Consider the following 21046-nt stretch of genomic DNA (forward strand, 5'->3'; position numbering starts at 1 on the left):
ACAATCAAGCGCCAGGGGTCGAACGGGCTCCGAATGTCGCGCGAGGGGCTTCTCGCCGGCGTTTGTAGGCGCGCGATTCCCCGTCCGATAAGCGATAAGCCGGCCCTAGGTGTGCCAAGGTGCTGTATCGGCAGCGAAATCGCCTGTACCAGCGGCTGTGCTGTGGGTAATATGCCTGACCGAGGCTTTTCCTTGAGGTGTCGACATGGCAATTCGCGACTGGCCTGAAGACGAGCGACCACGTGAGCGCCTGCTGGCGCGCGGTGCCGCTTCCCTATCGGATGCTGAATTGCTGGCGATTTTCTTGCGCGTCGGCAGCAAGGGAAAAAGCGCGGTGGATCTGGCGCGCGAGTTGATTGGCGGATTTGGTGGGCTGAACCGCATGTTTGCGACCAGCCTGGCCGATTTTTCTGCGGTGCCGGGGATGGGGCCGGCGAAGTATGCGCAGTTGCAGGCGGTGCTGGAAATGGCGCGGCGGGCGCTCGGCGAAGAGCTGAAGGAGGAGGGGCTGACTTTCGCTTCTCCCGGCGGGGTGCGCGACTATTTGCGGCTGCATCTGGCCAGCTTGCAGCATGAGGTCTTTCTGGCCCTGTGGCTGGACGCCCAGAATCGCCTGATTGCCACCGAAGAACTGTTTCGCGGCACCTTGACGCAAACCAGCGTCTATCCGCGCGAGGTGCTCAAGCACGCGCTGCGGCATAATGCGGCGGCGGTGGTGCTGGCGCACAATCATCCGTCGGGGGTTGCCGAACCCTCGCGCGCTGACGAACTGCTGACCAGCGAGCTGAAACAGGTGTTGGCGCTGATCGAGGTGCGGGTGCTCGATCATTTCATCGTTGCCGGGCAATCGCCGCCACTCTCGTTTGCCGAGCGCGGCTTGTTGTAGCTTGCGACGACAGCAGCTTGGACGAGTGGGCCAAAACGCTTGAAGTAGACCCTTGCCTGCGCTAGAATCGCGGGTTTTCTTCCCTCAGACAATTGGAGCGACAATCATGGCGCGTGTTTGCCAAGTCACGGGCAAAGGCCCGATGGTGGGGAACAATGTTTCCCATGCCAACAATAGAACGAAGCGCCGCTTCCTTCCGAATTTGCAGTATCGCCGCTTCTGGATCGAGAGCGAAAGCCGTTGGCTGCGCTTGCGCTTATCGAACGCCGGTTTGCGCACCATTGACAAGAACGGTATCGACGTTGTGCTCGCAGACCTGCGTGCGCGCGGCGAGATCTGACCAGGAGAGCAGCTATGCGTGACAAGATCAAGCTTGAGTCGACCGCCGGAACCGGCCACTTTTACACCACGACCAAGAACAAGCGCACCATGCCGGGCAAGATGGAGATCAAGAAGTACGATCCCAAGGTCCGCAAGCACGTGATCTACAAGGAGATCAAGCTCCGCTGAGCGACGCGCGCGCTCGCGCGCTGCTGACGGAAAGCTGTTCCCACCGGCGGGGCGGCCGCGAAAGCGGCCGCCCCGCTGTTTGTCGTCCCGGCCTGGTGTCGCCCCGGCTTACTACGGCCCCGTCGCTGCGCGCTTGCTGCTGGCGGCGGCAGGCCCCGCCTTGCCGCCTCTCGGATGCCAAACCTTACGCGGCGGCTTCGACCAGGCGGCGCTCACGGACGCTCTTGGCGAGCAACTCCAGCACCAGCAGCGAGTCTTCCCAGCCCAGGCAGGCGTCGGTGACGCTCTTGCCGTATTCGAGCTGCTGGCCGGGCACCAGATCCTGGCGTCCTTCCACCAGGTGTGATTCGATCATCACGCCGATGATCCGTTCGTCGCCGGCCGTTACCTGCCTGGCGGTCGTCCTGGCGACCTCGATCTGTTGCTTGAAGCGCTTCTCGCTGTTGGCGTGCGAGGCGTCGATCATCAGCCGCGCGGCGAGTCCGGCGGCGGCAATTTCCTTGCACGCGGCGTCGACGTGTGCGGCATCGTGGTTTGGTTCCTTGCCGCCGCGCAGGATGACGTGACAGTCCTCGTTGCCGGAGGTCGATACGATCGCCGAATGGCCGGCCTTGGTCACCGAGAGGAAGTGGTGTGGCGACTGCGCGGCGCGAATGGCGTCGATGGCGATGCGGATATTGCCGTCAGTGCCGTTCTTGAAGCCGACCGGGCAGGACAGGCCGGAGGCCAGTTCACGATGCACCTGTGATTCGGTGGTGCGCGCCCCGATCGCTCCCCAGGCAATCAGGTCGGCGGTGTATTGCGGGGTGATGGTATCCAGGAATTCGGTCGCGCAGGGCAGGCCTATATCATTGATCTGCAACAGCAAGCCGCGTGCCAGGCGGAGGCCTTCGTTGATCCGGAAACTATTGTCGAGACGCGGGTCGTTGATCAAGCCCTTCCAGCCGACGGTCGTGCGCGGCTTCTCGAAATAGACGCGCATCATGATCAGCAGATCGTCCTCGAAATGCGGCACTTCCTTCTGCAGTCGCGTGGCGTATTCGATGGCCGAATCGACATCGTGAATCGAACACGGCCCGATCACTACCAGCAGGCGATTGTCGGCGCCGTGCAGGATGCGATGGATGTTCTGGCGCGCTTCATAGGTGGTCGTTGCAGCGCGAACGCCGACCGGAAATTCGCGAAAAACGTGCGCTGGCGGGACCAGCTCCTTGATTTCCCGGATGCGAACGTCGTCGGTGTTGGGCTTGCTCTGCAAGGTCATGAGGCATTCTCCGGAGGGCGGCCTGAGTCGGCAAAGGATCGATTCTAATGGAAACCGGGAAGATACACGGCACGGCTTGTGCTTTGCGAGCGCTTGGCAAGGGCTCAGCTGCTATTTTCTGCGCGGCTCGGAGTCTGTGTTGGCGAAGGTGTTCGCTCATCGGCCCGGCGGGCGTCGCCGTCAGCGTGCCGGGCGGCGATGGCGAGGAACTCGTCCTGGCGGGAAAAAAAGGCGTCGACGACATCCGGGTCGAAGTGGCTGCCGCGCCCTTCGCGAATGATCCGCAGCGCGTCTTCGACCGGTAGCCCCGCCTTGTAGACGCGTTGCGCGAGCAAGGCATCAAAGACGTCGGCGAGGGCCATCAGCCGTGCCGAAATCGGAATCGCGTCGCCAGCGAGGCCTTCCGGGTAGCCCGAGCCATCCCATTTTTCGTGGTGATAGTGGGCGATTTCCCTGGCCATGCTGAGGAATTCGAGAGGTCGTTCGGCGTCCTTGTCGGCCTGTTCGATGGCCTGCGCGCCAAGGAGGCTATGCTTTTTCATTTCGACCCATTCCTCCGCGGTCAGCTTGCCGGGCTTGCGCAGGATGTGGTCCGCAATGCCGACCTTGCCGATGTCGTGCAGCGGCGCCGACTTGACCAGCACCTCGATGTTGTGTGCCGTCAGGAAAGCTGCGAAGCGCGGGTGCGAACTTAGCTCCATGGCCAGCGTGCGGACGTAGGCTTGCGTGCGGCGCAAATGATTCCCTGTCTCAGGGTCACGAATTTCCGCCAGTCGCCCCAGTGCGCGGATGCTGACATCCTGGATCTGGCGATTTTCGGCCATCCGCCGGTCGATCTCACGCTGCAGCTTGCAGTGGTGATCGCGTACCAGCAGGTCACGGGCTGCTTTCAGTTCGAGCTGCGCCTTGACCCGCGCCAGGACGATCGCCGGCCGGAACGGTTTGCTGATGCAGTCGGCTGCACCCAGTGCCAGGCCGCGCTCCTCGTCATCGCTACAATCGAGCGCGCTGACGAAGATCACCGGGATGTCGGCGCTGGCCGGGTCGGCCAACAAGTGGCCGAGTACCTGGTAGCCGTCCATCTCCGGCATCACGAGGTCGAGGAGGATCAGATCGGGCCGCGGCTGGCTGGCTGCTGCCTGCAAGGCGCGCGGCCCCGAGTCGACGGTGCGCACCCGATGCAGCGGGCTGAGAAGGTCGCTCAGCAGCGACAGGCTTGCGGGGGTGTCGTCGACGATCAGAAGTGTGGCCATGAGGATCCTGCTGGGGAAGTCGCAAGCAGCCAAAATGAACGATGGCTGGCTTGCCAGGCCTGGACCGCGAAGAAAGTCGCGGCGAGGAACGGATGCTTGGCGAAAACCTGGGCCGGCGGCGCTGGGTCAAGCTTGCGGCACAAGACGCTGCTGGGCAACTTCGAACAGTTCTCGTTCCTCGAAGCGGACGTGTGCCGACAGCAGGTCGGCGAAACTGAGCAGGGTGGTGGCATCGGCATCGGCATCCAGCACACGGCCGAGGAGGGTACGTAGCTCGGCATGCTCGCGCAGCGTGCGCGCAACCAGGGCCTCTTCGCCGGCCTGGGCCATGGCCGGCAGCAGGCTGGATTCTTCAATCCTGAAATGAGGTTCGAGCTCCGCGGCAAAAACGTCGGCGCAACTCGCGATTGCCGCGGCGATTTTCCCGGCATCGCCCGAAGTGGCCGCACGGCGGGCGCCGAGCGCCAGCTTGAGCGCACTATGGTGCTCGCGCGAGAGGTCCTGGAGAGTCTGGTGGCGTTTCATGGCAAGAGTCCTTGAGTGTTTATGCGGTCCCGTCTGGGTCGGGCGAGCAAACGGGTAGCGGCGGGCGGCGGGCAATGGCGGCAGCGATCGCAGCGACATCGATTGCGATTGCGATTGGCGAAGCAGCGTCAGACGGCCGGTTCGCCGCGTGTTGCGGCTGGTTGCGGCGAGCCCGCTCTCACAGTCGGCGATTGTAGCGAATGACAGGCCTCGGTGTCGGCGTTTTGAGGGGCTGTCCATGGACAGCACGCCGGAAGAGCGCCGCCGAGTTAACGGTGCACGCGCAGGCGATTGCGCGCGCGGCGTGACCCTTGACAGGGCGCGATCACCCGCTTGGCGTTTTGGCCGCTGGGCTTGGCGGGGAAAATCAAGCAGAAGGCCGCTTTCGCGGCCTTCTGGTGCTGCGCGGGCGGGCTACTCGGTAACCAGCTCCCGCCAGGAAACGCGGCGTGTATCGAGCGGCGTCGGCGCGGTCGGAACCGGCGCACTGATCGTATCCGGGGTGTCGGTCCGGATCAATTCCCTGATCGTGCCGTCCTCGAGGCGGATGACGCTTGGCGAGGTACTCAGGAAGTCGCCCAGTTTGGTGCCGACCAGCCCGTCCGTTCCTTCGACAGCACCACCGCTCCGGTAGTCGAGGAAGTAGGCGTAGCTGACGCCGACCGGAACGCAGGCGCCTGTGGTTGGCGTATTGGTGTTGAACGCCAGCGTGCCGAGCTGCAGGCGCAGGTCGGTGTTGATCCTTTCGCCAAGGACTGGGAAGTCGACATACCAGCCGTCGTTGCTGTTGAAATCAACGGCGAAATCCGAGCTGGTGACCGTGCAGTAGAGGGTCGTGCTGTCCGGGCACAACACGCTGGTCAGCGTCTGCTTGACGAAGTCGCCGGGCGGAGGGGTTTCCTGTGGCGGCGACAACGGCTGCCGTGGGCTTCCGTAATCACCATATACAGGCGGGTCTGCTGTGAGGTCAGTGACGGTGAGGCGGTCCTTGATCGCGTAGAGCGATTGTTGCTGCGCCGTCACCAGGTCATCCGAGCCGAGCAGTTGGCCGGTGCCCACAAACACCACCGGATGGCTGCCGACCTTGCCAAGTTCGGGTTTGCTGGTGATCGGTTGCGCGACGCCAGCGGCATCAACAAGCTTCGCCAGCCGCTGCGCCTCGTAGACCGGCGGCTCAACGGTGACGGGAATATCGCCGTTGATGTCGAAACGCCACAGGTTGCCGCGCAGGTCGCCGCCGTAGATGCGCTGCGTGGTGTTGTTGTTGTCCGGGAAGTTTGCCCAGCCGGCAATCCGCGCCAGACCGCTCGGGGTGCTGGCATCACCGACTTCGGTGCTGATCGTGCGAATGACGGCCCCGGAAGTGGCGTTGAGAATGAACAGTCGTCCCTCCCCGTCGCCTGGGACGACGTTGTTGTAGCCCGAGGCGACAATTACCACCCAGGTGCCATTCTTGAGCTTGGTGATCACCGGGTTGCCGTAGGTGTAGCCCAGATTGTCGTCAGTAAACTCCCACAAGCCCTTGGGGGCCGCGGGATCGGTGACGTCCAGTGCGTAGTAGCCGCGCCCACCGTGGTTCAGGCCACCAACGAGGATGGTCTTCCAGACGGCCGATGTGGTCGCGCAGTCGCTGATGCAGATGTCAGCAGCGACGGGCGTGCCATCGACCAGGAACTGATGCCGTCCGGGGAGTGCATAGTTCTTGTCGGCAAGCTTGTAGAGCTTGGGCATCACCAGCGTTGGTACATACGCCCACGCTTCCTCGCCGGTCGCCGCGTCGATGGCGTGCAGCATGCCGTCGTTGGCGGCGACGTAGACTCGGCCGGCTCTGCTCAAGTTGGCGCTCTTGAAGGCGCCGTACTGCAAGTCGGCATAATTCCACGGCGAGCCCTGGACATAGACTGCTTCAGAGCCGGCAATGTCGCCAAGCAGATGCGCTCGCTGGCGATAGTAGGCGCCAAGGTTCACCAGCGGGCCTTCGTTGGTCTTGTCACCGCGCACAAAGTTGAGCAGCGGTTCGCCGTCGGCGTTGCCTTGCGTCTCGGAGGTGAGGCAGATCGTGCCGACGTCGCAGAAGTGCGACAGCGGCTTGATCGCCGGCAACTCGAAGTAGGCCTGTTCGGCTGCGCTCAAATTGCCCCACTGGAAATCCCTGAGCTTGTTCGTCGAGTCGGGAGCCGTATCGTAAGTGTAGATTGTGCGTGCCGTATGGGTGCCCGCCGAGACCTTGGCGTCGAGTAGTGCCTGTGCCGCCCAGACCGGGTCCGACAGAACGCCGGTACTTGCGTTGATGGTCCGTTTGACGACGTCACCCGACCACTCTCCGGCTTTGAACGAGACCTCGAAGAGGCTGTTCTCGCTGCCGGCCACCAGGTTCGGGCTGGTGACCGTCACCGCTGCCAGCGCACCGGCCTTGTCGCGGACGCTGGACAGTGCGCCACTGATGCCGGTTGCCAGCGAAGCGGGGTCGGAAGCGCTGAAGTAGGTGCCCCGGCCATTGACGGCGGCGTGCCAGAGGTCGTCGATATTGGTCTGCGAGTCGCTTTCCGGTTTCGGCCAGTTGCATTCGCCCGCTTTCTGCCATGGACACAGGCCGGTGGCCGGGTCAGCGGTGACGCCCAGTTTGAGGCTGTTAAAATCCCCGCTGCTCGCGGTCAGGTAATCGGCCTGGTATTGCATCAGGCCGGAAGCGCCCAGACCGAGCGTATAGGTGTTCATGAATTGCCGCGGGTTCGTGTCGTCGTTGACGCAGACGTCGTTGTAAGTGGTGAAGTCGCCGCTGACGATTGGACCACCGGTGCAGCGATCGGGAAGCTGCAAGGGATCGCGCAAATCCGTCTTCCAGTAGTATTGGGCGACGTCAGCGAGGGTGTCGCTGGTTGGGCCGAGGGCGACCGTGGGGCACTTCGTCGTCAGCCAGTCGTTGTCCTTGCTGGCTGCTGCCTCGACACACGAGTCGTCGTCGATCGGCCCGGTCGTTACCGTGTCGCAACTGGTTATCACACCGTCGAACGTTCCCGCCTTGCAGTCGTCGACGGTGGCCACGAAGGACTTGGCGGGCGGCGGGACGACGTTCTGGCAATAGGTGGTCAGTCCAGCGACGCGGCCTGCCGTGCACAAGGGATCATCGGTCCACTCGGCGATGACCGGAACGGTTTGACATTTCAGAGTTTCGTTTGCCGCACAGGTGCTCGCGTCCGTCCAGTCAACCCAGGGGTTTGGCCATGTCGTCTGGCATTTCGTATCGGGGGCGATGTCACAGGTAGCCGTAGGGGCCCAGGACGTCCAGTCGGTCTCGCACTCTCTGGCCAGGCCAACGCTGTAGTCGTCGGCTCGCGCTACTGCCGTGCAGCCGTCAGTAGGGCTCCAGCCGCTCCAGTCTTCGTACTGGCATTTCCTGGTGTCCGAAGCGGTGCAAGAGTCGGCATCGACCCAGGGGTTGGGCCACGTCGTCTGGCATTCGGTAGCGGTTCCGACGGTGTATGTTGTTGGCCCGGTCGATTGCGCCAGCGGGGTGCATGAGGCGGTATTGCTCCAGCCGGTCCAGGGCGTATACTGGCAGTTTGTCGTGTCGTCCTTGGTGCAGGACGAGGTGTCGGCGAACGCGGTCCACACCGTCGTGCACACCGTGGTTGCCGTCGGAACGCAAGTTGGCGTATCTTTGGCGGTGGTCCAGACGGTCTGGCAGTTTCTTGCCGTTCTGACGCTGTAGGTCGGTCCGGGAGACGGCGCCACGGCCGTGCACGAAGCGACATCCCTCCAGGAGCTCCAGTCGTTGTATCGGCACTGCGTTTGCGTCGCACCGGTGCTCACTTCGGTGCACGTCAAACCGGCTCCTACGGCTTTCCAGCCGCCGTCGCTCATCTGGCACTGCTTGGCCCGGGTGACCGTATAGGGTGAGGCAGTCGATTTGTCGGCCACAACACAGGTAGGGTCATCGACGTAAGTGGTCCAGCCGCCGTACTGGCAGTCGACCGTTGCCGACTTGGTGCAGCTCGCCGTGGTGTCGGCCCAGTCCGTCCAGCTGCTCGTCCTGCATTGACTTGCAACCGCAACCGTGTAGGGCGACCCGCTGGATTGGGCTTGGGGCGTGCACGAGTCGACCTTGGAATAGCCGGTCCATGGCGTGTACTGGCACTCCATAGTGTCTGATTTCGTGCATGACGAGGCGTTGATCCAGGGGTTCGGCCAGGTCTTCTGGCATTCGACCGCCGTGCCGACGGTGTAGCTGGTAGGACCCGGGGACGGTGCAAGCGGCGTGCAGGAGTCGGCGTCGACCCACGCTGGCGAAGTGTACTGGCATTGCGAATCGGTGGTGTAGATCTTGGGGTCGTATTCCCCCCCGGTACCCGTTTCACCGCCGTCCACTTTCGTGCAGCTTGACACGCTGTTCCAGGGCGACGGGGCCAATGTCTGGCAATCGACGCGGTTGGCTCCGCTTTTCACCGGCGAACACGCATCGACATCGCTCCAGCCGGTCCACGTCGTGCCGCCGTTGCTCGAGGTTCTTTGCTGGACCTGGATCAGCTTCTGCTGTAACTGGTAGGTCTTGCTCTGTAGCAGCGCCGCCTGGCTTTGTAGCTGCGAGGTGCTCACCTCGTCCTGCGTCTTGCTTTTCGTCTGCAGGTTGGCCGTCCGCCCCTGCAGCGTCAAGATCTTCTTTTGCAGGGTGGCAGTCTGTTGCTGCAACTGGGTCAGCGTACTAATCTGTTTTTGAGTGAAGGTGCTGATCTGAAGTTGCGAAGTCTTGCTTTGCCACTGCGGGTCCTGGCTCTGAAGCTGCGACGTCCGCGTCTGCTCCTGCGTGAAGGTGCTGATTTCGACCAGCGCCGCCTGGCTCTGCTCCTGCTCCGTTGTCTTTTGCCGCAGGGTCGGCAAGGTTGGCGTTTCGGTCTTGGTGGTCTGCGACGTGGTCTTCCACTGCTGCGGGGCGCCGCCGTCGAGTTGCGGGCGAACTTCGAGGCCCGGGCCGTCCTGGTCGCCGACGGCGGTGACGCCGTTCCATTGGAAACCGGCACCCTCGTTCCAGTAGCCGTCGGTCGACAGAATGGTGACGTTCTGCTGGCAGTAATGCTGGACGGGGTCGACGACGGTGACGCCGTTGAACGTCAGCTCGTTCAGCCGGCCGGCGTAGAGGCGCCCGGCGTTCGACAAGGCGACGCGCAAGGGCGTCAGCGCGTCTTTCTTGGGATAAGCGGCAAACAGTTTGTCATACCAGGCCTTCTTCTGGGCGGGGTTGAATGAGTCGATGTTCTGGAAGTCGGTCGTCGTATTGTTGTTGATGGTCATGTAGCCGACGCGGAAGCTGCTGTTGATCGGCTCGAAAGACAGGCTGGTCGCTGTTTTCATGGCCTGCATGCGCGTCCGGTAATAGGCCCACCAGTTGGCGTAGTTGGTCATTTCCTCGCTATACGTGCACTCGCTGGCGGCACAGTCGCTGCGGGTGACTGCCTTGGGGTAGGCGGTGGTGGTCGAGGTGATCACGGTCAACAGATTCTCGCCCGGAGCGAGGTTGCTCGCCGGGCGGGCAAAAGCGCTTGGCGTCCCGGCCATTGACCCAATCTGGGTGAGCACCGGTGCGGATGTCGGCACGGCGGGGGCGCTGATGGTGATCGTGTAATCAGACCCGGAGGCCGTGGCGACGGCGTTGTAGCCGACGATCGTGCAGTCGCCAGCCAGCCCGTACGTACAGGCATTGATACTGGCCTCGATGGCGCTGGCCAGCGCCGCCGGCGAGCTACTGGCAGCGATCGCCACCGACAGGATCTCCTTGGTGTCGACCTTGATGCTGCTGATCGACGTGCTGCTGCTGCCGCTGATGGTGATCGTGCTGGTGCGCGGCGCCGGCATGCGCGGGAAATTGAAGGGAATATTGGCGGCGACGGCCGGCGGCGGCGGGCTGGGGTCGACCTCGGTCGCCTGGCAGGCTCCATCGGCAGGGGCCGCTGCCACTGCGTCGGCCGCCGTCTTGCACCAGCGCAGATAGGCAGGGACCGCTGTCGGGTCGGTGCCACAGTTCTTCATGCTCTGGTTGGTACAGTATTCGCCGGCGACGGTAGTGAAGTAATAGGCGTTGCCGATCAGGTTGCTGATGCCGGCACTCTGTACGCCGTAACCGTCGTCCTTGACCGCGGTCCATGTGGTCTGGCTGGGGTAGGTGGTGGTGTCGGCTGTGCCGTCGGCCTGGAAATACCTGGGTGGAGAATAGGTGACCGCCGGGTTGTAGGCGATGCCGTTGAAGCGTGGGTTGTGCGTCTGGTTCAGTTGCGAGCTCAGCCCTGCCCAGTCGGGCAGGTAATCCCAGTCCATGCTTCCCGAGTCGTCGAGCACGAAGAGGATGTTTGGCTCTATCGCCACCGACGAGGCGCCGGAGAGGGGCGAAGCGGCCAGTTGCGTCGGGGCCGCGTGGACGCTGGTGGCGACGAGGAGCGAGGCGATCAACGCGAACAACGCGCTCGATCGGGTCATGTGTTTGATGGTTTCCATGGCGAACTCCTGGTCAAATCCTCTGTGGACCTATAGCGCAACGATCGTCTGGATGAAGGCGAGAGTATTGCGTGGTCCGGCAATGCGCGTGGTGATCCGGTAATACACCTGATTGTTGGTCAGCGGCGAGACGCCGCCAGCGCCGAAGCTGCCACCGCTGCTGATCGAGGCGGGTTGCTTGGCGCAGTTGGCGACGTGTGGCGCGCCGGTTGTTGCACATAGCCGTTGAATGACGTAACGCACGTTGTTGCAGGCTGCATCGGCGTTGTCGTCAGTCGGGCAGGTCGGAGCAGAAGGTGGGGCGACAACAGATTGCGCTCTCAACACTCTGAACCAGAACGCGTCCCAGGACTCGTCGGCGCTGGGGTCGCCGCTGCCGTCAGGCGGCCGTGATGCTAGGTAGCCGGCAGCGGCGTTGTTGTCGAAAAGGTCACGGTCGCCGAGGGCGTTATTCGACTCCAGCCAGCTGATGGCGACTTCCGTGCTCCTCTCGGCGGCATGTACGGCCGACTGATGAAAAGACTGGTTGCCGGCAATCAGGTTGGCGGTATCAACCGAGCGAATGAGCGCCACTCCGGACAGGGTCAGGGCGACCAGGATGATCAGCGCGACGAGCAGGACGACACCGCGCTGGCTGCTGCGCAGGTGACCGGCGAGGGCTTGGCGGCGGTGGAGAGCTGGCCTTAGGTACATGTTCCCATCCAGGGCAGGTTGCGAATCGGGATGATGGTTTCGAAGACTTTGTAGCGGTAGTTCTGCCAATTTGCGCGCCCACTCAGAGTGAGCGCTGCGCCCGCGCTACCCGACCAGGTCGGTGCGACGGCGGTGATCTGATCACGTTCCAGCTGGCTGTTGCGAGCGACGATGGCGATACGTAGCGCCGAGGTTCTTGCCCACAGGCAGGCCAGCGTTGCCTGGTTGGCGTCCGCTGGCGTGGTTTGATCCCAGGAGTCGACGCCGCTCACGTCCGTCGAGGCGTGTCCATACTGAGCGCGCAGGCTGACTATGTTGTTAGCGATGGCGATGTAATTGGCGGCGGCGCTGCAATTCGCGGTGAGGTAGTCGCACACGGTCAGGTTGCCGCCACGAACGGCGTAGGCAAGAAATCTTGGGGCGGTGCCCAGATTGAACAGCGTGCCGCCATCGACCGCGCCGGTCGCATCGCTGACGGGCACATTGGGCGCCGTAACTGGCGTCCCAACCGCCGTCAAGGTGAGGGCGCAACCTGCAGTGGGGGCAGACGGTGCCGCGATGACTTGCTGCCCCGTACGGTAATTTGTCGCCGCCGCTACCGCGAGTAGAGAGCCGTTGACCGCCGTGATCACATCGCCCTCAGGCGGGCCTTCGTTGTTGCCATAGGCGATCAGCAAGGTGTCCGTGTTGGCATCGCCGGCCGGAACGTCTGCGGTCGGCGGATTGATGATCACTGGCGCCAGCTGCGCCAAGGTACGACTGGCCGGCGCGGGGAGGGCGAGCGGGCAGCCGAAGGTGTTGACGGCATTGAAGCCGTAACCGCCCTGACGGATGTCGCGCTGCAGCGCATAGAGCGCCATGGCGCCGTTGCTTTGTGCGTCGCCGCTGCCGGTCGTGGCTCGCCGCTGGCCCTCGGCAGCGGAGAAGACCTGCATCATGATGATCAGGCCAAGCATGCCGATGACCATGGCGACCATCACTTCAACCAGGGTGAAGCCGCGGTGGTGCTCTGGCATTGCCGGCGGAAGAGTTGAGTGTAATTTCATGGCGTTCAGGGATTCCTGACGATCTGTGAGACCACGACGTGACGGTGGCCGGCTTCAGCCGCTGCCATCTCCGGCGTGCGCCAGAAAAGGGTGATCTCAACCACCCCTGCAGCGCCAACGGTCACCGTCGGCAGGGTCGAGATGACGTCGTCCGCAGCCGCGACAACGCCTGGCAGACCTTCAGGGCCTGATACGTCGGCCAGCCATGTGTCGTATGCTGCACCACCGGTTGCGAACGCGTTCAGGTCGCCATCACTCACCCACATCTGTCCGATCAATCGGTTGGCCAGCAGCGTGGCATCGGTACGGTATTTGGCGTCGCCAGTGAGCTGGATCGCGGTGGCCTGCAGGGCGACCAGCGAAAGGATGCCCAGCGAGAAGATGAGGATCGCGATCAGGGCTTCCAGCAGCATGACGCCCGCTTGTTCCCGGGGGAGCTTCGGATGTTCGTTCATCAGCATCCCTGAGCATCTCCAGCGGGCAATGCGGGATCGCACATGCGGATCTGGCCGCCGACCGAGATCTCGGCGCGCAGACAGCGTACCGGTCCTCCCGCATCCACACAGGCCGCGCCGGCCGCGTCGGTGAAACTGATGGTGATGGGGACGACGACAGGCAGGGGGGCGACCAAGCCCATTGAAAACCACCGAGAATTGACTGGCTGCCACCGTCGTCGCCGCGCCGCCGCTTTCGGTGCCACTGCGCGCCTGGATGATGTTTGGCGCGCTACACGGCCCGTCAGGGGAGACGACACTGACGATCCAGTTGGGGCCCGCGGTGCTTAACGTGCAGTCGTCCGGGTTGGTTACCAAGTAGAAGCCAACCGTAGTGTTTCGTCGCACGGCCTCGACCCTGGCCAACTGCAGGCCGTTCAGTACCGATTCGGCTGTCGTACGCACCCTGGCGTTGCGCATCCAGTCGCTGAACGCCGGAATGCCGAGACTCATCAGGATGCCGAGGATGGCCATGCCGACGATCAGTTCGATCAGGCTGAAGCCACGCATGCCGTTCAACAGCCACCTCCCTTGTTGGTCATCCAGCAGGCAGTCAGTGCATGTACCCAGCCGGACGGTGCCGGGCTGGCAATGGTGCTGCTTCTGACGTTGGCCTGGTCGAGGGTGTAAGTGAAGCCGCTCATCGAACTCTTGCCGGTGGCGGTCAGGGTGTAGGTGGTGGCGGTGAGGGTCGGGCAGGTGAAATTGAAGTATTGGCTGGCGGTGGTGTCGTCGGCGCAGGCGGGTGCGCTGATCGCCGGAGCCGCCTGAAAATAGAGGTGGTTATCCTGAAAGAACTGCTCCATGCGTACCCGTTTCTCGGAAAGCCCGGCGGTGGCCTGGGTGATGCGTGAGCGGATCAGGTAATCGCTGTAACTGGGAACGGCGATGGCGGCCAGGATGCCGATGATGATGACCACCATCATGATCTCGATCAGGGTGAAGCCAGCGTGTCTTTTCACGGCGTTTTCTTTCCTCAAGGGCGGCAAGCCCGGGCGGGCACGGCGCAAAGGCAACTGCTGCCATCATAGTCGAGGCTGATTGAGGCGCCAATCCGGAGTGATATACGGTGCCTGGTAGCGGACGAGTGGCAGGGTAGGTATTGACTCGGGCGCCTAGAATCCAGCTGCTGCCAGTTTTGGCATTCTCTTTCGGACAGTGGATTTCTTGACATCGGTCTTCTCGGACAGCCTGGCGGGGTGGTGGCCAAAATGGCAGCGGCTGGGCCTGGCGCTGGGCCTATCCCTGGCCTTGCATCTGGGCGGGCTGGCGGCCCTGCGCTGCGTAGTCGGCGCGGCCGCTGACGTGGCATCGCCGTCGGCGGCGGGGCGTGCAGCGACGGCGATCAGCGCCGTCCTTCTTGCGCCACTGCAAGAGCCGGGACGGGAAGGGCCGCAGCCGGCAAGCGAGGCGCCTGCGGGCAGGGCAGCAGAGGAGGTCCGTGCAGCCGGCGCAGCGCCTGGAAGCGGGGCAGGCAGCGCAGGCAGCGAATCCGGAGCGAGTGCCGACGCCAGCAAGGCGCCGTCGCCGTCGCCGTCGCCGCCGCTGCTGTCTGCCGAGAGGCTTGCGGCGCGTGGTCAGCGCCTGCTGGCCGCGTCTATGCCGCCCTACCTGGTGCAGCCCTTGCCAGCAGAGCTGTCAGCGGGCCTGTGGTATTTTCGTCGCTCTGAACTGACCGTCGCCGCCGTGCCGCTGGACGAGCCCGCGATCGAGCCGCCCGATGACAGCGCAGGCCATGCGCTGCGCGGCGGCAAGGTGGTGCTACGCGTCTTCCTGGCGGCGGATGGGGCGGTCGACCGCGTCGAAGTGGCAAGCAGCAATCTGCCACCCGCGTATGACGAGGCGGCGGTCGCCGCTTTTTCCCGCTTGCGCTTTCGCCCGGGTGAAATTCAGGGAGTCGCGGTAAGCAGCGAGAGCCGCTTCGAGGTCGGCTTCGACGCTGGCGATCCTGGCAGCAGTCACGCCAGCGATCGCCGTGGGCTCAGCCCTGCAACTCGCGGGGCAGCGCAAAGGTGACGTTTTCTTCGGCACCGTCGAGTTGTTCGAGCTTGCTGCGATCACCCGCGGCGAGCCGATCGACGACGTTTTGCACCAGCACTTCGGGTGCCGAGGCGCCAGCGGTGACGCCGACGCGGTTGGCGCCGCTGAGCCAGGCGGGGTCGATCTGATCGGCCTGGTCTACCAGGTAGGCGCGGCTGCCGATCAGTTCCGCCACTTCGCGCAGGCGGTTGGAGTTGGAACTCGACTCACTACCGACGACGATCACCACGTCGCTTTCCCGGGCCAGTTGCTTGACGGCGTCCTGGCGGTTTTGCGTGGCATAGCAGATGTCGTCCTTCTTCGGGCCGATGATCGCCGGGAAGCGCTCCCGCAGGGCGGCGATGACCTGCGCGGCGTCGTCGATCGAGAGCGTGGTCTGCGTGACGTAGGCCAGTTGGGCAGGGGTTTTAACTTGCAGTTGGCGGGCGTCGGCGACGGTTTCGACAAGGTACATGCCGTCACCGCTTTGTCCCATCGTGCCTTCGACTTCGGGATGTCCCTTGTGGCCAATCATGATGATCTCGCGGTCTTCGTTGCGCATCCGGGCAACTTCCAGGTGCACCTTGGTGACCAGCGGACAGGTGGCGTCGAAAACCTTCAGGCCACGCCCTGCCGCCTCCTCGCGAACCGCTTTGGAGACGCCATGAGCGCTGAAAATGACCGTGCCGCCGCTGGGCACGTCGGCCAGCTCGTCGATGAAAACGGCGCCTTTGCGGCGTAGATCGTCGCAGACGAACTTGTTATGGACCACTTCATGGCGAACATAGATCGGCGCGCCGAACTTTTCGAGCGCCCGCTCGACGATGGCGATGGCTCGGTCCACGCCGGCGCAGAAGCCGCGGGGATTGGCGAGAATGATCTGCATGCTGGGCCTCACATGACGGCGATGATGTGGACTTCGAAGCGCACCGCCTTGCCGGCCAGCGGATGGTTGAAGTCGAAGGTCGCGCTGCTCTCGGTCAGTTCGCGCAGGAAGCCGGCAAAGTCGCCGGCGCCGTCGGGCGAGCTGAACTCGATCAGCGAGTTGACCTTGAGTTCGACCTCCGGCGGCAGCGCGCTGCGTGCGATACGTTCGATCAGGCGTGGATTGTGGGGGCCGAAAGCGTCTTCCGCCGCCAGTTCGAAGACCCGGCGTTCGCCAGCGGCCATGCCCATCAGGCAAGCCTCGAGCGTCTCGGCGAGCTGACCGCTGCCCATCTGCAGGGTCGCCGGAGAGAGATCGAAAGTGCTCACGTAGTCGGTGTTGTCCACGTCGGAAAGACTGTAGTGCAGCGTCAGGTAGCTGTCGCGGCCGACGATCGGAGCGCTTTCCGGAGAGGCGGGGGAGGCGGGAGTGCTTGGCGTGCTTGGAGTGCTTGGAGTGCTTGGAGTGGGCTTCATGCGCTTCCTCGTTTGCTGGCGGCCGCGCCGCGGTCAGGGTCGTGGCTCAATGCCGTTCGCCGCGGTGCGACCTTGTGGCCTGGCCAGGCGTCGCGTCGCTGTTGTGCGTGCCGAACAACTGGTCGATGATCATCAACACCGCGCCGACGCTGATTGCCGCGTCGGCGATGTTGAAGGCCGGCCAGTAGAATCCGGCGGCGTGCCATTGAATGAAGTCGACCACCGCGCCGAAGCGCAGGCGATCGATGACGTTGCCGAGCGCACCGCCGAGGATCAGGGTAAGCGCCAGCGAGATGGTGAATTCACCGCTATGACGCGGCAGGAGGCTGACGATCCAGGCCGAGATGGCCAGCGCCAGCGCGGTGAAGAACCAGCGCTGCCAGCCGCCGGCATCGGAGAGGAAGCTGAACGCGGCGCCGGCGTTGAAGGTCAGCACCCAGTTGAAGAAGGGGGTGACGTAGATCGAATCGCCGGGCTGTAGCCAGGCCAGGACCAGCCACTTGCTGAGCTGGTCAAGGAGGACGATGACCCCGGCTAGCCATAGCCAGCGCTCGATATTACGCGAAGGCACGGCTTTCACCCTCACCGTCGAGGTTGCTGACGCAGCGGCCGCAGAGGCCGGGCCGAGTCGCTTGGCTGCCGACGTCGTCGCGGACGTGCCAGCAACGCTCGCACTTGGCCGCCACCAGGGGCGCGCAGAGCAACTGCTCGGCAGCGCTGTCGAGCACCTCGATCACCGTCGCCTGCGAACAGATCAATACGAAGCGCAGGTCGTCGCCGAGCGAGGCGAGGATGCTGTGCTTTTCGCCAGCGCAGTGCAGGCGCACCTCGGCTTGCAGCGAGGAGCCGATCTTGCCGGCGATGCGCAGCTCTTCGAGCGCACGCATGACCTCGGCGCGATAGGCGCGGATTTTGCGCCACTTGCCGAGCAATTCCGCCTCGTCTGCCGGTTCCGGTAGCGCTTGCCAGGTGTGCAGCATCACCGACTGCGCCGTGTCGCCGGTCTGCAGCTGCCAGATCTCTTCGGCGGTGAAGGAGAGGATCGGCGCCATCAATTTGACGAAGCTTTGCAGGATGTGCCACAGGGCACTTTGCGCCGCGCGCCGCGCGGGTGATCCGGCGGCCGTGGTGTAGAGACGGTCCTTGAGGATGTCGAGATAAAAGCCGCCGAGATCTTCGGAGCAGAAAGTCTGCAACGACTGGACGACGTGATGGAACTCGAAGCGCGCGTAGTCGGCTTCGCATTGCGCCTGCATTTCGCGCGTCATGGCCAGTGCGTAGCGGTCGATCTCCAGCCACTGCTCAACCTCCAGCAGGTCGCGCCTGGGGTCGAAGTCGGCGGTGTTGGCGAGCAGGAAGCGCAGGGTGTTGCGGATGCGCCGGTAGGATTCGACGACGCGCTTGAGAATCTCGTCGGAGATCGACAGTTCACCCGAGTAGTCGGTGGCCGCGACCCACAGGCGGAGAATCTCGGTGCCCAGAGTATCGGCGATTTTCTGCGGGGCAATCACGTTGCCTTTCGACTTGGACATTTTCAGGCCCTTGCCGTCGACCACGAAGCCGTGCGTCAACAAGGCCTTGTAGGGCGCGCGGCCGTCCATGGCGCAGCCGATCAGCAGCGAGCTCTGGAACCAGCCACGATGCTGATCGGAGCCTTCGAGATAGAGGTCGGCGGGGTAGCTCAGCTGCGTGCGATGCGATCCGCGCAGGACGCTCGAGTGGGTGGCACCGGAGTCGAACCAGACGTCGAGGGTGTCGCTCATCTTGCGATACTGCGCGGCTTCGGCGCCGAGCAGTTCCTGCGCTTCGAGCGCGAACCAGGCTTCGATGCCGGCTTTTTCGACGCGCTGGGCGACGGCTTCGACGAGCTCGGCGGTGCGCGGATGCGCTGCGCCGGTCTCGCGATGCAGGAAGAAGGGGATCGGAACGCCCCAGTTGCGCTGTCGTGAAACACACCAGTCGGGGCGCGTCTTGATCATTGCTTCGAGGCGGGCGCGACCCCAACTCGGGAAGAACTGCGTTTCGTCGACGGCGCGTTCGGCGCACCAACGCAGGCTCGCTTCCTCGTCGTTGTGGGCGAGCTGTGGCTGGCCCGCCGCCGGCGAGTCGTCGCCTGGCGTCCGCGCTCGCTGTTCCATACCGACGAACCACTGCGTCGTGGCGCGGAAAATGATCGGCGTCTTGTGGCGCCAGCAGTGCGGGTAACTGTGCTGGATCTTCTCCAAGCAGAGCAGGTGGCCGCTGCCGGCGAGTTGTTCGAGGACCAGCGGGTTGGCCTCCCAGACGCTCTTGCCGACCAGTTCGCCGACTGCCAGCGGCGGCGTGCCGGCCACGAAGCGGCCGTCGTCGCCGACCGGGTTGTTCACCGGCAGGCCATAGACCTTGCCGATCAGGTAGTCGTCGGTGCCGTGCGCCGGCGCGGTGTGCACCAGGCCGGTGCCGGCTTCGACGGTCACGTGGCGGCCGCAGACGATCGCTACGTCACGGGCCTGGAAGGGGTGGCGGAGGAGGACCTGCTCGAGTGCCGCGCCCCTGGCGGAACCGAGCACCTTGCCGGTCAGGGCATAGCGCTGCAGGCAGGCGTCGGCGAGTTCGCGAACCAGGATCAGCGCACCTTTCGGGGTGTCGATCAACTGGTACTCGAAGTCCGGGTGGGCGCTGACCGCCTCGTTGGCCGGCAGGGTCCACGGGGTGGTCGTCCAGATGACGGCAAAGGCGGGGCCACGCAGGTGGCTCAGGCCGAAGGCCCTGGCTACCTTGTCGGCGTGATTGGCATGCACTTCGAAAGCAACATCGATCGCCGCCGAGCTCTTGTCTTCGTATTCGACTTCCGCTTCGGCCAGCGCCGAGCCACAGTCGAGGCACCAGTTGACCGGCTTGAGGCCCTGGTAGAGGTAGCCTTTTTCAAGAATCGCGCCGAGAGCGCGGATTTCGTCGGCCTCGGTCTTGAAGTCCATCGTCAGGTAGGGATTGTCCCACTCGCCGAGAATGCCAAGGCGGATGAAGTCTTTCTTCTGACGCTCGATCTGCTCGGCGGCAAAGGCGCGGCAAAGCGCACGCACCTGGTCGGCCGGCACGTGTTTGCCGTGCAGCAATTCGATCTGATGCTCGATCGGCAGGCCGTGGCAATCCCAGCCCGGAACGTAGGGGGCGTCGAAACCGGCCAGGGTCTTGGCGCGGACGATGATGTCCTTGAGAATCTTGTTGACCGCATGACCGATGTGAATGTCGCCGTTGGCGTAGGGCGGGCCATCGTGCAGGACGAAACGTGGCCGTCCCTGCGCGGCCGTACGGATGCGTTCGTAGAGCTTGCTCTCCTGCCAGGCGGCGACCCACTGTGGCTCGCGGCTGGGGAGATTGCCACGCATCGGAAACGGCGTGTCGGTCAGGTTGAGGGTTTGCTTGTAGTCAGCCATGGCGGGTCTCGGAACTGGAAATAGGCTTTCGTGGCTTCGACGTCGGCGGCGATTTGCGCCTTCAGGGCGTTGAAGTCGGGGAATTTCATTTCGTCGCGCAGCTTGTGCAGGAAACGCACGCTCAGGTGCGCGCCGTAGATGTCGGCGCAGAAGTCGAAAAGGTGTACTTCGAGCAGCGGTCGCGTCACCTGGTTGGCGCTCGGGCGGTAGCCAAGGTTGGCGGCGCCGCGCTGCGGGCCGCCGGGCAGACCGCTGACCTCGACGGCGAAGACGCCTTGCAGCGGCGGTTTCTGGTGCTTGATGCGGATGTTGGCGGTAGCGAAGCCCAACTGCCGGCCGAGCTGTTCACCCCGCACCACGCGTCCGTCGATCGCATAGGGGCGGCCGAGCAGGCGCGCGGCGTGCTCCAGGCGCCCGTCCTGGAGCGCATCGCGAACCGCCGAACTGGATGCGCGTTCGCCTTCGAGAGTGACGCTGTGCATGGCTTCGACCTGAAAACCGAGGCGGGCGCCGGCCGCGCGCAGCAAGGCGAAATCGCCACTGCGTCGGGCGCCAAAACGGAAGTCGTCGCCGACGATCAGATGGCGGACGCGCAGCGCGTCGACCAGCACCTGCTCGATGAACACTTCGGCCGTCAAAGCGGCGAAGGCGGCGTTGAAGTGGCAGACATAGCTCAGGTCGACGCCGTCGTCGGCGAGCAGTTCGAGTTTTTCGCGCAGCGTGGACAGGCGCGAGGGCGCTGCTTGCGGCGCGAAGAACTCGCGCGGGTGCGGCTCGAAAGTGAGCACGGCAGCCGGCAGGCCGGCGTTGGCCGCAGTCGCCGTCAGGCGGGCGAGCAGCGCGCGATGGCCCAGGTGTACGCCATCGAAGTTGCCGATGGTCAATACAGTGGCGCTGTGTGCTTTCCGGGAATAACCTCGATAGACGAGCATCGGGGGCAGGGGAGGCCGAAAAAACGTGCGATTATAACCAGTTTCCTGCGCCGTCAGCGGCTATCGAACAGCGCTCGACCGTGTTCCGCGGGCCAGTGCGGGCTGTCTGACGGCGCTTTCC

The 21046-nt window shown here is 64.0% G+C and carries 17 protein-coding genes; 4 read left to right on the forward strand and 13 right to left on the reverse strand.

Translation table 11 applies throughout. The annotated features are described in order from the left end of the window. Positions 1–205 precede the first annotated feature (205 nt). From radC to rpmG, 3 genes are all read left to right on the forward strand, one after another. A complete protein-coding gene (radC, locus tag E4Q23_RS06655; protein WP_169065909.1) occupies positions 206–886 on the forward strand; it encodes a RadC family protein in 681 nt (226 codons plus the stop codon). Between the two features lie 106 nt (positions 887–992). Then, positions 993–1226: a 50S ribosomal protein L28 gene (gene rpmB, locus E4Q23_RS06660; protein ID WP_169065910.1), complete on the forward strand. Its 234-nt coding sequence runs from the start codon at positions 993–995 to the stop codon at positions 1224–1226. Positions 1227–1240: 14 nt separating this feature from the next. Further along, complete coding sequence (gene rpmG, locus E4Q23_RS06665) at positions 1241–1396, forward strand: 50S ribosomal protein L33 (RefSeq protein WP_169065911.1); 156 nt, start codon at positions 1241–1243, stop codon at positions 1394–1396. Between the two features lie 184 nt (positions 1397–1580). Here rpmG and aroG read toward each other — a convergent pair whose 3' ends face one another. The 8 genes from aroG to E4Q23_RS06705 form a co-directional block, all read right to left on the reverse strand. Next, positions 1581–2660 (reverse strand): 3-deoxy-7-phosphoheptulonate synthase AroG, encoded by a 1080-nt coding sequence (gene aroG, locus E4Q23_RS06670; RefSeq protein ID WP_169065912.1) that lies wholly within the window; start codon positions 2658–2660, stop codon positions 1581–1583. A 104-nt stretch (positions 2661–2764) separates the two neighbouring features. Continuing rightward, the gene (locus tag E4Q23_RS06675; protein WP_169065913.1) at positions 2765–3913 is read right to left on the reverse strand and encodes an HD domain-containing phosphohydrolase; all 1149 of its coding nucleotides are present in this window, start codon (positions 3911–3913) and stop codon (positions 2765–2767) included. Positions 3914–4039: 126 nt separating this feature from the next. After that, a complete protein-coding gene (locus E4Q23_RS06680; RefSeq protein WP_169065914.1) occupies positions 4040–4438 on the reverse strand; it encodes a hemerythrin domain-containing protein in 399 nt (132 codons plus the stop codon). Between the two features lie 414 nt (positions 4439–4852). After that, entirely contained in the window at positions 4853–10924 is a 6072-nt protein-coding gene (locus E4Q23_RS06685; protein WP_169065915.1) for a PilC/PilY family type IV pilus protein, read from the reverse strand. Positions 10925–10954: 30 nt separating this feature from the next. After that, the gene (locus tag E4Q23_RS06690; protein WP_169065916.1) at positions 10955–11617 is read right to left on the reverse strand and encodes a pilus assembly PilX family protein; all 663 of its coding nucleotides are present in this window, start codon (positions 11615–11617) and stop codon (positions 10955–10957) included. Continuing rightward, positions 11608–12663, reverse strand: coding sequence for a PilW family protein (locus E4Q23_RS06695; RefSeq protein ID WP_169065967.1), 1056 nt, complete (start codon positions 12661–12663; stop codon positions 11608–11610). The genes E4Q23_RS06690 and E4Q23_RS06695 overlap by 10 nt, the downstream gene beginning before the upstream one ends. A 5-nt stretch (positions 12664–12668) precedes the next feature. Then, positions 12669–13667: a GspH/FimT family pseudopilin gene (locus E4Q23_RS06700; protein WP_248595285.1), complete on the reverse strand. Its 999-nt coding sequence runs from the start codon at positions 13665–13667 to the stop codon at positions 12669–12671. Positions 13668–13672: 5 nt separating this feature from the next. After that, positions 13673–14119, reverse strand: a complete 447-nt coding sequence (locus E4Q23_RS06705; RefSeq protein ID WP_169065918.1) for a type IV pilin protein — start codon at positions 14117–14119, stop codon at positions 13673–13675. A gap of 205 nt (positions 14120–14324) precedes the next feature. On the opposite strand from E4Q23_RS06705, the gene E4Q23_RS06710 reads away from it, so the two are divergent. After that, positions 14325–15173, forward strand: coding sequence for an energy transducer TonB (locus E4Q23_RS06710; RefSeq protein ID WP_169065919.1), 849 nt, complete (start codon positions 14325–14327; stop codon positions 15171–15173). Here E4Q23_RS06710 and ispH read toward each other — a convergent pair. The 5 genes from ispH to E4Q23_RS06735 are packed head-to-tail and all read right to left on the reverse strand — an operon-like array spanning position 15139 to position 20925. Beyond that, a complete protein-coding gene (ispH, locus tag E4Q23_RS06715; RefSeq protein ID WP_169065920.1) occupies positions 15139–16062 on the reverse strand; it encodes a 4-hydroxy-3-methylbut-2-enyl diphosphate reductase in 924 nt (307 codons plus the stop codon). The two genes, E4Q23_RS06710 and ispH, sit on opposite strands and share 35 nt — an antisense overlap. An 8-nt stretch (positions 16063–16070) precedes the next feature. Then, complete coding sequence (locus tag E4Q23_RS06720) at positions 16071–16577, reverse strand: FKBP-type peptidyl-prolyl cis-trans isomerase (protein ID WP_169065921.1); 507 nt, start codon at positions 16575–16577, stop codon at positions 16071–16073. Positions 16578–16623: 46 nt separating this feature from the next. Continuing rightward, positions 16624–17148 carry a signal peptidase II gene (lspA, locus tag E4Q23_RS06725; RefSeq protein WP_291995846.1) on the reverse strand — a complete coding sequence of 175 codons (525 nt, stop codon included), beginning with the start codon at positions 17146–17148 and terminating at the stop codon, positions 16624–16626. Further along, positions 17135–19993, reverse strand: a complete 2859-nt coding sequence (gene ileS, locus E4Q23_RS06730) for an isoleucine--tRNA ligase (RefSeq protein ID WP_169065922.1) — start codon at positions 19991–19993, stop codon at positions 17135–17137. Before ileS ends, lspA begins: the two co-directional genes overlap by 14 nt. Next, positions 19963–20925, reverse strand: a complete 963-nt coding sequence (locus E4Q23_RS06735) for a bifunctional riboflavin kinase/FAD synthetase (RefSeq protein WP_169065923.1) — start codon at positions 20923–20925, stop codon at positions 19963–19965. Before E4Q23_RS06735 ends, ileS begins: the two co-directional genes overlap by 31 nt. Between the last annotated feature and the right edge of the window lie 121 nt (positions 20926–21046).

This window comes from Candidatus Accumulibacter phosphatis (genome assembly GCF_012939955.1).
GTDB classification, from domain to species: Bacteria; Pseudomonadota; Gammaproteobacteria; order Burkholderiales; family Rhodocyclaceae; genus Accumulibacter; species Accumulibacter delftensis.